Source organism: Paenibacillus sp. FSL H7-0690, assembly GCF_037980415.1.
Taxonomy (GTDB): domain Bacteria; phylum Bacillota; class Bacilli; order Paenibacillales; family Paenibacillaceae; genus Paenibacillus_AQ; species Paenibacillus_AQ odorifer.
The window spans coordinates 2,515,774-2,528,684 of record NZ_CP150281.1 but is presented as its reverse complement, the minus strand read 5'-3'; the positions used below and the strand labels follow the sequence as shown (position 1 = coordinate 2,528,684).

The window sequence follows — 12,911 nt, the reverse complement described above, 5'->3', positions numbered from 1 at the left end:
TCTAGCGCTCCACCTTTTCTCTCCACCGAGAGTTTACAACTCACACAAAATCGTCTATAGTTGATTTCTACCCCCCAAACAAACCTATAATAACCCAAATAGATCTTAATTTCCTCGTCCCCCATCAACATATTGGAGGGGCTATTACTCATGTTTCTAACCAAACGCAAACTCAACTCCCAACTAAACGAAATTTCCGAATATCGTTACAGGGATCGTATACACATTCCTTTTTTCAACTCAATGATTGACGAACAAGGTGAAATTGCAGCCGAACCGCCCGTGGATGGAGAATGGTCTAAGCTACGAGTTGGAGATACCTGGAAAGGCCGCGATTTGTATTTATGGCTAACGACAAATATAGACGTGCCTGCCTCTTGGGCAGGCCGTAGAGTACTGGGTCGATTTGATTTTGGCGAGACGGGTGCTGGAAATAACTCCGGATTTGAATCCTTATTCTTTTTCAACGGCAAACCCTATCAAGGTGTGGATTCCAATCATACCGAAGTGTTCTTGCCAAATGAAACGACAGGCACTCAGCTTCCACTGACCTTCCGGTTATGGTCGGGACTCGAAGGTGGCGGCCCTAAAAAAGATCAGACACATGGCATTCGCATGGCTGAAATTTGTTGGCTGGATGAAGCAACGGATGATTTCTATTTTACCGCGCTTGCTGTAGTTGAGACGCTGAACGTACTCGATGCCAAAACTCCAGAATATACACAACTTATGAGTACAGTAGACCGCTCCTTTCTTCTGATCGACTGGTCTCGTCCAGGTTCAGACAACTTCTACGCTTCGATCGGGGAAGCCCGCAATTATTTGCGTGATGAAATTAACAAAATGGAGAAATCCTCACCCGTCACAGTTACCTGTATTGGCCATACCCATATTGATGTGGCTTGGTTGTGGCAATTGAAACACACCCGTGAGAAATGTGCGCGTTCCTTCTCAACCGTACTACGTCTGATGGAAATGTTCCCGGACTATACCTTTTTACAGACTCAGCCGCAACTCTATGAATATATCAAAAATGACTATCCAGAAATCTATGAAAATATTCGTGAACGTGTAGCTGAAGGACGCTGGGAAGCTGGCGGCGGCATGTGGCTTGAGGCAGATTGCAACTTGACCTCAGGGGAGTCTCTAGTCCGTCAATTACTCTATGGAACTCGCTTCTTACGTAATGAATTTGGGGTTGAATGTGACTATTTATGGCTGCCGGACGTATTTGGCTACAGCTGGTCCTTGCCACAAATTCTAAAAAAATCAGGAATTAATACCTTCATGACCACAAAAATTAGCTGGAATCAATATAACCGGATGCCACATGATACCTTTCAATGGCGTGGGATTGATGGCACAGAGGTGTTAACACACTTTATTACAACGCCTGAGCCTTGGTCCGAAGAAGATTCTTGGTTCTACACTTATAATGGCCGGATTATTCCTAAGACTGTGAAAGGAATTTGGGATACTTACCGGGATAAAGAAGTGAATCGCAATCTGTTACTTTCTTACGGATATGGCGATGGTGGCGGGGGTGTGAACCGTGAAATGCTAGAGATGCGCCGTCGGCTAAACGATCTTCCCGGTCTGCCGAAGATTGAAACAGGAACAGCGGGAGACTACTTCCGTACCCTGCAAGAAACTGTTGCAAATACAGATCGTTATGTCCATGTATGGGATGGCGAGCTTTACTTAGAATATCACCGCGGCACCTACACAAGCCAAGCCTACAATAAGCGGATGAACCGTAAGCTTGAGCTGCTATACCGTGAGGCGGAATGGCTAAATACACTGCAAAGTGTGATGACAGGTGACTGGTCGAACTATCGTCAGACCGATTTAGACGAGGGCTGGAGAATTATTTTGCGCAACCAATTCCATGATATTATTCCGGGCTCTTCGATTCGTGAAGTGTATGAAGACAGTACAATTGAGTATGCACAAGCAGAAGCAATAGGTCAGTCTGTCTGGGAGCAATCCAGTAAGGCACTTGTGAGCGGAAATGAAGCCGGTAAATATACGATCTGGAACAATGCTGCTTGGGAGCTGACAGAACTCGTAGAAATTACTGTTGAAGCCGGGATGGAAACAGGACATTGGATAAGCTCAGAAGGAAAACAACTACAAGCTCAGCGTGAAGGTGACCGCTGGATCGTTGAAGTATCTAACATTCCTTCTCTTGGATACACAACGATCTCCTTCGTAGAAGATGTGAATTCTAAGTCACTAAGCGCTCCATTCAAGCTAAATGAATCAGGAATCTCAACGCCTCACTTCGAAATTGAATGGAACGAACAAGGTCAATTAGTATCCATCTATGATATAAATGAACAAAGACAAGTATTAGCAAACGGAAGTCACGGTAACGTGTTCCAAGTGTTTGAAGATAAACCCCTAGCCCATGAAGCTTGGGACATTGACATCTACTATCAGCAAAAGAAACGTGAAGTCACCGACTGCCGCAGCATTGAAGTCATAGAAAAGGGTTCACTGCGATGTGTTGTACAATTCACATGGAGTTATATGGATTCCACGATTAAGCAGCAAATGATCTTACATGCACACCATCGTCGTATCGATTTCGTGACAAAGGTAGACTGGCATGAGCGACAACAGCTAATGAAAGTAGCTTTCCCTGTTGCAATACGAGCTACCGAAGCCACTTATGATATCCAGTTCGGTAATGTTACGCGTCCAACACATTGGAACACTAGCTGGGATTACGCTAGATTCGAGACTGTGGGGCATCAGTGGGCAGATTTATCAGATCGTGGTTATGGCGTTAGCTTGCTGAACGACTGCAAATACGGTTATGACATCAAGGATAATGTGATGCGTCTATCCTTAATCAAATCGGCAACGCACCCTGACCCTGAAGCGGATCAAGGTGAACATACTTTCACCTACTCTATCCTGCCTCATACTGGGGATTGGCTACAGGGTGACACCGTCCGTCAAGCTTGGTCCGTCAACAACCCTCTACGGAGCACCATGGGGCAAGCAGAAGGAGCATCCAAGTCGCTTATTCGCCTTTCTACTCAGACGGTTATGGTTTCTGCGATCAAGAAGTCTGAGGATGGTCAAAAATTAATCGTACGTGTGCACGACTATTCCGGAAGCCGTCAGCAAATTGATATGACTAGCGACTTGAATATTATTTCGTGGCAAGAGTGTAATCTAATGGAGCGTCCTGAAGGGGAAGTCCACACTGAACCTGTCATTACTTTTATACTTGAACCTTACGAACTAAAAACATTTGAAATCGAAGCAGCAAAATTAATAAAGTAACATACACAATCGAGGTGTCCCTGTAGCCATGGATCAAAGGCTACGAGGACACCTCTTTATATATTTTCTCACGATTGTTTTATGATTTTAGGTATACACCTTGTGTAATGAGTGATCTTGACGTATACTCCGAGTAAGGGAGAGATGGATATGAGAAAAATGAGGAAAATGAGGAAAATCACAATATTCACAGGTATTGGATTATTCAGCCTTGTTTTGATTGCCATGTTTGCAATCAGCGCTTTTGTAATCAAAAGACCGGCGACTACCACCCCCGTAATCGCGGAAGTGAAGCCTTACAAGTGGAATAAAGTCACGCTAGACGGAAATGTCATATCAAGTGATGGATCAGAGTATTTTTTGTGGAATAAAAAGGGTGAAAATAATAACTGGATCATCTTTTTTTCCGGTGGCGGAGCCAGCTGGGATGCCCAAAGTGCCGCACACCCCATCAAGCTTATGAACTTTATTAAAGGTGGAGATACAGGCAACTATTTCCAGAACATCCCCTTCTATATGTTGACATTGCTGAGAGGCATGATGGATACGGATAACCCTGCCAATCCTTTTCATGGCTGGAATGTGGTCTACCTTCCCTATTCAACCGGTGACTTCCATATCGGCAACCGCACAGTTGAATATAAAAAAGATGACGGCAGCCCCTTTACTATGCGTTATAACGGCAGCAATAATGTGCGAAGCAGCCTCGATTGGATATATGCCAACGTGGATAAACCCGGCAAACTACTGATTGCTGGCGAAAGTGCTGGTGGCTTCGGGTCCGCTTTTTGGGCTCCCGAGATCGCCTCTCATTACAAGAACTCCGAGATTTTCCAATATTCAGACAGTTCCTTCTTGAAATCAGACAAGTGGCCAAATGTTGTGAAGCAGGAATGGCAGGCAGACTTCGTGAAGAACTTCGGATATGCCCCTGAAGTGGATATCATCGGGGCAGCTTTTAAAGCGAACGGCCATCTACTTCCTGCGAATGCGATAATATTGCAATCCTACTCGGTATTTGACGAGATTCTAATCCACTTTCAGAACAACATCAACGATTACAAGGGGCCAAGAGATCAAAGCATCATTAATGAGTGGTCACAGGAAATGCGGCAATCTGTTTCTTCTTTGGCAGCCACTTTACCTAATTATTATTACTATCTCACCGACTATGGACTGAACGCTAAGACGGGTACAACTCCGCACACTTTTGCCACCAGAGAGACCTTCTTTCAGGCTGAACAGGATGGTGCGAAGCTTCTGAATTGGTTAGGTGATGCGATCAACCGGCAGAACCCCTATTCAGTGGGCAGCAAATTCCTCATGAATTCGAAGCCAGCTCAGAAATAGTGCTAGAAGCAGCGGAAGAGTTGCAACAAGACAGGAGAGAAAATCAATGAATTTGCGGGAAAAGCAAATGCAAATGACAAGGGAGATCATTAAGGATACAGCGCTTAGCTTATTCTGTGCTCAAGGTATTGAGCGCACGGATATGGCACAGATTGCGGAACAAGCCGGCATCTCCCGGCGTACTTTGTATCATCATTATAAAGACAAGGAAGAGTTAGCCGCTCAAATCTATGTCCTTAATCTGGAGCGGATGTTTGGACAGCTGCTGTTTGATTTTGATTTTGAACACCCTATACAGTCATTGGAGAACATTCTCGATAAATATCTGGCATTAAGAGATCAGCAGGAAGCCCTGATCTACTATGATGCCATTTTTGGAGTTTACTACAGCACGCTTTCCAAAAATCCCGCGGAACTTCCTGACTTTAAGCAGGCTATGGAAGGCTGGTATTCACGGTTAATTCTCCTTGAGTCCATATCAGTAGCTCCGGAGGAAAAAAATAAGTGGCTGGACATTCTGCACAAGTCCACCCACCTGTATTTCATGTATTTACAAAAAGCCGTCATTATTACTCATCAGCGGGGGGGTGTGGTTACGGAGGAAGATCGGGTTATGGACCGGCAATTCAAGGATTTCATTATGTTTGGCGTACGGCAATCCAAGAATCAGACAAACCCTTAATTTCACTTATGGGGCAACCTGACGATAATCGTCGTTCCCGCTCCAACCGCACCGTCCACTTCTATGTTTCCCTGATGCAGGGAGACAATTTTTTTAACGATTGCAAGTCCCAAGCCATTGCCATTGTTGTTTCCATTCCGTGACTTGTCTATTTTATAAAATCTTTGGAATACGGCGTTGAACTCTTCCGGGGAAATCCCGATCCCGTTATCACTGATGGTGACCGATACATCTGCTGCACTGTCATCTATACTAATGCGGATGTTCCCGCCTTCAGGTGTGAACTTGATGCTGTTGCTCAGCAAATTCATCCATACTTGCTTCAGCTGATCTTCATCACCCTTAATTTTGACAGCTTCCGGCAGCTCAAGATCGATAACGATGCCTTTGGCTGACCATTGTGGCTCACAGGTCACAACGATGGTTCTAATCTGCTCGTCAAGATTGAAGGAACCTGCATTAAAGGGATGATGTTCAGAATCCAGGGAAGCGAGCTTCAGCAAATTATCACTTAACCTCGACAGACGTTCACTCTCTGCAATGATGATATCAAGATATTCAGAACGTTCCTCTTCCACGATTAGATCATTGTTCTGCAATGCCTTGGCAAAGCCGGAAATAGACGTAAGCGGTGTCTGAATTTCATGAGAAACGTTGGATACGAAATCCTGCCTCATCTGTTCCAGCTGCTTCAGCTCCCCGGCCATCTCCACATAGCTTTGTGTCAGTTCCCCTATTTCGTCTACTCGGTTTACTTTAAGCTCTACCTCGAAATCACCCTTGGCCAGCCTTCTTGTCGCATTCGTCAAAGCTTTGATCGGCTCCACCAAATATCTGGCGGCAATAAGAATGCATAGACTACCCAGTAAAAGCACGAGTAAAAGCACAAAGAGCAGCATCCGATTGACGATATTTTCGTTCTCGGCAGAATACTGCAAGAACATTGCTTGCCACTCCCCGTTAAACATAAAGGGCATCCCGATAAAGGTATCCTTATCATTTGCGGAGGAACGATAGAGTTTTCCTTGCAGCACTTGTTTCACAGCCTCGGGGGTGATAGTGACGGCCGGACTATCCTTGAGCCCATAAAAGGTATATTCCCCGGAATGATTATACAAGTGGATAGGGTATGCAGATACCTTAACCATACTATTCAAGAACTCGTCTGTATCCTCAGGCTTGGCGTCATCATAACGGTGAATGATCTCCTTCCCCACTGTGATCATTTCATTCTGTCCCTCGTAACTTATTTGTTTCTGAAAGACATACAAACCAATGAAAAAGGAACAGATCAGACTAAAGATAATGATGCCTAAAAACGTGAGAACGACGCGTACATACAATGTCTTGATCATAGCGCAGGGATCAGCCGGTATCCTAGGCCGCGGGCCGTTTCGATTTGAAATTGCTCGTCGTTACCGCAGAATTTCTCCCTCAACCGGCTTATATGCACATCTACAGTCCGGCCGTCTCCTTCATAGTTCAATCCCCAGATTTGAGAAATCAACTGTTCTCTTGTGAAGATTTGCCTAGGGTGACTAGCCAGCAGAAACAGTAGCTCAAATTCCTTCAAAGGAATCGTTACCGGTTCTTCATCACGCGTAACCTGGAAAGTGCGGCGGTTAAGCACCACATTGCCCAACTGCACAGACTGGGAAGAAACAACCAGCGAGCGTTTAAGCAAAGCTTTTACTCGCATCACCAGTTCAAGCGGATCAAACGGTTTGGTCAAATAGTCATCCGTGCCGAGTTGAAAACCTTTCACTTTATGTGCAGATTCTCCTTTAGCCGTCACCATGAGGAGGGGAATGTTGGCATCAGAGCGCCTGATTTCTCTGCACAGATCCCAACCATCCAATCCTGGCATCATAATATCTAGGATGACGAGATCGACTCGCGAGTTCTCTATAATGGACAGCGCTTTGGTGCCATCCCTGGCTTCTTTGAGGTCAAAACCTTCTTTTCGCAAAAACAAAGACATTAGCTTTCGGATGTTATCATCATCATCAGCAATAAGTATAGTAGCCACGATTGTCCTCCTCTCTTAAGCTTACATTATATATGATATATTCTTGACAAGAAACGAAGTTATCCGAACTGCCAACCCAACAGGTTCCAATAGTAGAAAAACAGAGTCATCACTACAGCCGAAAGTGCCACTAGTGTATAATGCACACGCTTGAAAGCTGTCCAGTATTTATTCTTCCAAACCAGTATAGCCGAGATTAGCAAAGCTAAAGTCAGTCCAACCAAAAGGATTGGCATAACTAAACTGAGAGAAAGCGAAAGACTGATACCGCTGAACTTCTGCATCGTATCCATGGACATAACCACCATAAATATCGTAACGAAAGATAGCAGCGCCCACCCAGCAGTTCCCGCAGATAAGCGGATGGCCCACTTTTCCGGAGGCGTCATCGCCTTGATCTTGCGTCTGGAGAAGATTAGTCCAAGCAATGCAGTGATGAAAATCAACCCCGAGCCGCCAAGTACGATAAGCCAAAACTTATTCTGATTCAAGAGTGGCGTACGCTCCAGTGGCATTTCCGGTGCCATACCTAAGAGCATATGTGTAACCTTACCGGTATCATTTGTGCGGAAGCCGATTTGTTCGGTGCCTCCCTCGAGCTGGAACAGATTCGGAGCGATTTCTCTATACAACTGTTGTTCACTACCACTTCCCAAAGATAGCTTATTATCCTTTACCTTAACATTTAGCTGGGCAAAAAAATTGAAAAATTTATCAATATCACTGTGGTTACGGCGTGTGAATTGATAGGTTCCCGCATATTTCTGAACAGATTCTGCAGAAGTGGAGAATTCAGGCTGCTTCGCTTCAGGATCGGGATAATAGCGCTCAAAAAAGGCATGGACTAGGCCTGCCGCGGAATCACCGCCCTGACCGCCGTTATAGGAAACAAAGATACCTACATGCTTGGCAGGCACAAGATAAAACTCTGTATTAAACATGGGGTCGGAACCACCATGAGTGATTAGTCTAAGACCATTGATGCGTTTCTCAGAGAACCCCAGATCTACTCCCGGCATACGTTTATCGAATTGGTACGCCGTTGAATGCATTAGTTCTGCAGTCTCCGTTCTAAGAATCTGCTGGTCACCATATTTCCCGTTCTGCAGATGGGCAATCATAAAGTGCGCCATGTCTACTGCTGATACTGTACCCGAGCCGGCAGGACGAAAGCCGCCCTCGAAGGTAGGTGTGCCAGGAATAAAGCTACCGTTCTCACTCGTGTACCCTACAACTTGATTGGGTATGAATGACTCCGGCAAAGGCTCTACCACCGTCGAATATTTCATGTCGAGCGGATCGAAAATATACTTTTGTATATAGTCATTGTAAGGAACACCGCTGACTTCCTCCACAATCAGACCCGCGAGAGTAGCCCCGAAGTTCGAATAAGAACTCATCTCTCCGGGGGGTCTTACCCGTGCCAGCATATGCTTATTGAGTGTTTCCGAGATTGATCCCGGCAATTTGGCAGGGTCGGTAGTGATTTGATAACCCACTCCACCCTCTTCAAACCCCGCTGTATGTGTCATCAAATGGCGCATCGTGATCGGCTCAGGATATGTAGCAGGGATCTCCACTGATTTCAGGTAGGTGTTAATATCAGTGTCCAGATCTATCTTACCTTGTTCGACCATTTGCATCACCGCTGTCCAGGTGAACAGCTTTGTTGTTGAAGCGATTCGAAACATGCTGGTTGTCGGATTAACCGGTGCCGCTTCTTCCAGATTGGAACTGCCATAACCTTTGGTCAAAATAATCTTGCCGTCTTTTACAATGGAGATAACCGCTCCCGGAATTTGCAGCCGGTTCATATCTTTTTCCATAATTCCATCAACGAAGCTAGTCAGTCCCGCGGTATCATCGAGATTGGCAAATGCTTCAATTTGCGCTGCCGGCAGCGCGGTTTGACCCGTTTGGTTCTCAGCCGAGGCCTGTTTCCCGGGAAATACCAAGCTTGCGCCAAAGCCGGCACTAATCACAGCCAATAGGGTCAGACCAGCGATCAGCCTTTTTTTCATAGGTGTCAACATTATTATCCTCCGAGTCATCATTTATTGGGGTGGATGATCATCCGCCTAACACTTATAGAGATTATCAGAGTATTATGAATGGAACGTTAACAAGACAATAAAAAAACTAGACAGCAATCCATCCTTAAAAGTGACGGATCATAGTCTAGTTACATCAGAAAAATCTATAAAAAATCCCATAGCGAACGTATGCCTACAACCTTACTGTAGCTCAGTCCCGATCCCTTTTTCTCTAGCCTTCTTCACGAAGTATACCGCTGTTGCGATATCAAAAACCGCCATCCCCATCGGACAAAAGAAAATCGGCTCATCTGCTCTGAGTTCATTCAGGCAATGGCGCGAGACGACATCGGTAATCATTCGGGTATCGGCACGAGTTAACCCATGTTTCAGATGGAGCTGCTGTATGTCAGTATTCTCGCGGCACACCTCATCCCAGTCATCGACGATTATGGCCTTCACCGAAGCTAATGCCTCAGGCTTATAATCACGCAGTGAAATATTCAGTAGAAGACTACCTTCCGCCGGAAGCATATCGATATATCTATGATTGGATACGGTACAGGTGATAAAGATATTGGACTTTCGATAAACGTCCGCCCACGTCTCCTCCACTTCTATCCTATTCTTATATATAGATGAGATGTCTGACAAATCTACTTCCCTTATATCAAAAATGCGGACACGTTCAACTCGATCTCCGTACAATGCCATAACCATTTGAAAATGATATTGCCCGATTGGTCCCCAGCCGATAATGCCAAGATGAATCCGTTCAAGTGAACGTGCCTGCAAAAAGTAGCCAATCATCAGTCCACTGATGGAAGCTGTCCTTACGATGCTGGGGAGCGGAGAGCTTAGGACGGATATAGGCTCGCCCGTAATGGGATCATTCAAGACAATGATGCTATGCGCGCGGGGAAGACCAACCTGGATATTATCCGGGAAGCTGGAAATCCATTTGATCCCTGCTGCGTTCACGTTCCCCCCTACGTATGCGGGCATTGCAATAATACGATTTTGGGGATTTTTATACCTTAGATAAGGTTTTACGGGCTGCGCGTAATCTCCAGAATCAAGTATGCGCACCGTAGTTTCTATCGATTCCACGAGAGAAGGCCAATCAAGCCCCACCTCCCGGATGTCCCGATCGTTTAAATACAGCATTCCACAACCTCCTTTTGCCGTTCGTTAAGCAAGGACATCTCCACCGTCAGCCGAGAACTCCTGCCCAAATTCATTCTGAATCCATGGGTCAGAGTATACCGTATCGAGGTAACGCTCCCCTTTGTCATGCAGGATCACCGCACAGACAGATCCTGGAGCCAATTCTTGCTCCATACGCCTAACAGCGGCAAGGTTAGCCCCTGAGGATGCACCGGCCAGAATCGATTCATTCTGAGCGAGTGCTCGGCATCCTTTTACGATATCCAAGTCTGAGACATGCACGATAAGGTCGATTAAATCCGTTCTGCAGAAAGGGGGTACGATGCCAGCACCCAGTCCCGGGAACCGCCGTTTCTCTTTGTTGCCACCAAAAATAGTACTTCCCTCCGCATCGACGGCAACAATCTTAGTCTTCAGACCATGATCCCTTACATATTCCGCGAGACCTCGAATCGTGCCGCATGTACTTACGCTGCAAAACAAATAATCTACTTCGCCAAGCTCAGTCACGATTTCTTTCATGGTCGTATGGTAGTGGGACAAATAGTTATTTGCGTTTGCATATTGATTCGGCCAGTAGCTGCCCTGTATTTCCTCCAAGAGTCGCTGCACTCGATTCAGTCTAGCAGGCAGATATTCACCGGTCTCGGGGTCGGGATCGCTAACAAAGTCAATTTTCGCAGTTAATGTTTTCAGAATCTGCAGATTTGTTGTGGTGGTTCTTGGATCAACCACGCTAATAAACCGCAGCCCTAAATATTGGCAAATCATCGCCAAGCTAATCGCCATATTTCCCGAACTTGACTCAATAATAGTAGTTCCCGGCCCGATTTTCCCTTCCTTCCATGCCTCATGGATCATCCGCAGAGCTGGACGGTCTTTCGCACTTCCTCCCGGATTTAGCAGTTCCATTTTTGCGTAGACTTCGAACTCACTGTTCTGGAACAGATTATTCAGCTTGATTAATGGCGTTTTTCCGATAGTCGACAAGATACCGCCTTGGATATTTATGTCCACCTTAGCTTTGTCCTTCTGATAATATAACTTCTTGTTCTTGACCTGCCCGCTGGCCAGCGACTCCCCTTTAGCTACTATAATGATCTCAATATCATCAAGCAGATGGTTGCGAATCATCATCCCGATTTCCGGAATACACTCCCTGATTTCCTCTTTGATTACCGGAATAATAGAGGGCTTCACAGATTTACTCATGATATAAATAGAGAGCGCATTGTTTTTTACTTTGACCCGAATGATTGCATCTTCAATATGACGGTATACGACCTGCTCGATATCGTACAGGCTGATTTTCTCACCGTGCTTCAGTTCTTGACCCACTCTTTTTACAATGGACTCGAAGCTTTGTTGTTCAACGCCGTCTATCATCACAGGCCTAAAATCCCTTACGACGTCATAAGTAACAAAACGAAGGGCTGGCAGCATCTTGCGGACAGTTGAGGTAAGCACCAGAATACTTTCATTGTTCCGAAGCGGCCTTACTTCTTCGTCTAACTCCTGAACCCCGATTCCTTCCGCAAAAATTCCGTCGGCAAAAATGTACCTGCCATGATCATGGGAGTAATAAGCGATCGTACCGATTTCAATGGAGCCGTAAGTATCGATGATATCTCTAGGATCAATACCAAACAAGCCAGCCATATTCCGCTGCCACTCAGGCGGAGCAATTTCCCCTACCAAAATAATCTTGCGAATTCCGAATTCACGCGGGTTTCCGGCAGCATATACGATATGGTCAAGGATGGACGGCATCGTATAGAGCAAGTCAGGTTTAAAAGCTTTAAGCTGTTCAATATGCTGTTCGATTGGCAGTTCAAAGGGTATTGAACTTTTCTCCAATCCTAACCTTTCAAAAATGGTCAGCGCAGTATTTGCTGCATGTCCAGTGCCCATATCCGCCAACGCTCTGTTACATCCGCTTCCCGCAATAAGCTCGCCGAATAGCTTCGTTTTAATATCCACATAGTGTTTGTCATCTTCCTCAGAGTAAAGGATTGCTTTTCTACGGCCTGAGCTTGTACCAGACGTCCTATAAACAGTCCAAGAAGGATCGATGGGTTGGTTATAATAGAAGGTTTCAAGTATTTTCGAAGACATAAGAGGTAAGTTCTGCAGGTTATAATTCGTTTTCTCCCCATCGATCAGCCCCTTGTACCAAGGGTATTCGTCCATTACTTCTTGCACCTTATTCTGCAATTTCCCGAGCAGCATCATAGCCGCCTCCCGTTGACCGCATGCTGCAGCCCAAGTTTAATAAATGCCTCCAATATTCATATGTAGAATTCTTTGCATGTGTTCTATTATTCTGTGTTTGCCCAAGCAAAAACTGCGTATT

At 45.4% G+C, this 12,911-nt stretch carries 8 protein-coding genes; 3 read left to right on the top strand and 5 right to left on the bottom strand.

Features of this window, described 5'->3' with window-relative positions:
• Positions 1-150 precede the first annotated feature (150 nt).
• The 3 genes from MHI32_RS10965 (at position 151) to MHI32_RS10955 (ending at position 5,329) form a co-directional block, all read left to right on the top strand.
• Positions 151-3,297 (top strand): alpha-mannosidase, encoded by a 3,147-nt coding sequence (locus tag MHI32_RS10965; protein ID WP_339190526.1) that lies wholly within the window; start codon positions 151-153, stop codon positions 3,295-3,297.
• A 150-nt stretch (positions 3,298-3,447) separates the two neighbouring features.
• Complete coding sequence (locus MHI32_RS10960) at positions 3,448-4,647, top strand: pectin acetylesterase-family hydrolase (RefSeq protein WP_340012338.1); 1,200 nt, start codon at positions 3,448-3,450, stop codon at positions 4,645-4,647.
• A 46-nt stretch (positions 4,648-4,693) separates the two neighbouring features.
• Complete coding sequence (locus tag MHI32_RS10955) at positions 4,694-5,329, top strand: TetR/AcrR family transcriptional regulator (protein WP_312149675.1); 636 nt, start codon at positions 4,694-4,696, stop codon at positions 5,327-5,329.
• A gap of 2 nt (positions 5,330-5,331) precedes the next feature.
• On the opposite strand, the gene MHI32_RS10950 is transcribed toward MHI32_RS10955, so the two are convergent.
• The 5 genes from MHI32_RS10950 to sbnA all read right to left on the bottom strand — a co-directional run bounded on the left by MHI32_RS10950 (position 5,332) and on the right by sbnA (position 12,790).
• Complete coding sequence (locus tag MHI32_RS10950; RefSeq protein ID WP_312149677.1) at positions 5,332-6,684, bottom strand: HAMP domain-containing sensor histidine kinase; 1,353 nt, start codon at positions 6,682-6,684, stop codon at positions 5,332-5,334.
• Positions 6,681-7,358 carry a response regulator transcription factor gene (locus MHI32_RS10945; RefSeq protein ID WP_076100805.1) on the bottom strand — a complete coding sequence of 226 codons (678 nt, stop codon included), beginning with the start codon at positions 7,356-7,358 and terminating at the stop codon, positions 6,681-6,683. The genes MHI32_RS10950 and MHI32_RS10945 overlap by 4 nt, the downstream gene beginning before the upstream one ends.
• Before the next feature lie 59 nt (positions 7,359-7,417).
• Positions 7,418-9,391, bottom strand: coding sequence for a serine hydrolase domain-containing protein (locus tag MHI32_RS10940; protein ID WP_256716553.1), 1,974 nt, complete (start codon positions 9,389-9,391; stop codon positions 7,418-7,420).
• A 201-nt stretch (positions 9,392-9,592) separates the two neighbouring features.
• A complete protein-coding gene (locus MHI32_RS10935) occupies positions 9,593-10,558 on the bottom strand; it encodes a 2,3-diaminopropionate biosynthesis protein SbnB (RefSeq protein WP_076129992.1) in 966 nt (321 codons plus the stop codon).
• Positions 10,559-10,582: 24 nt separating this feature from the next.
• Entirely contained in the window at positions 10,583-12,790 is a 2,208-nt protein-coding gene (sbnA, locus tag MHI32_RS10930) for a 2,3-diaminopropionate biosynthesis protein SbnA (RefSeq protein ID WP_340012335.1), read from the bottom strand.
• Between the last annotated feature and the right edge of the window lie 121 nt (positions 12,791-12,911).

Bases quoted from the DNA above. Each gene is read 5' to 3' on its own strand.
- MHI32_RS10935 (WP_076129992.1), bottom strand. From the start codon at position 10,558: ATGCTGTATTTAAACGATCGGGACATCCGGGAGGTGGGGCTTGATTGG.
- MHI32_RS10965 (WP_339190526.1), top strand. From the start codon at position 151: ATGTTTCTAACCAAACGCAAACTCAACTCCCAACTAAACGAAATTTCC.
- MHI32_RS10955 (WP_312149675.1), top strand. From the start codon at position 4,694: ATGAATTTGCGGGAAAAGCAAATGCAAATGACAAGGGAGATCATTAAG.
- MHI32_RS10940 (WP_256716553.1), bottom strand. From the start codon at position 9,391: ATGTTGACACCTATGAAAAAAAGGCTGATCGCTGGTCTGACCCTATTG.
- sbnA (WP_340012335.1), bottom strand. From the start codon at position 12,790: ATGATGCTGCTCGGGAAATTGCAGAATAAGGTGCAAGAAGTAATGGAC.
- MHI32_RS10960 (WP_340012338.1), top strand. From the start codon at position 3,448: ATGAGAAAAATGAGGAAAATGAGGAAAATCACAATATTCACAGGTATT.
- MHI32_RS10950 (WP_312149677.1), bottom strand. From the start codon at position 6,684: ATGATCAAGACATTGTATGTACGCGTCGTTCTCACGTTTTTAGGCATC.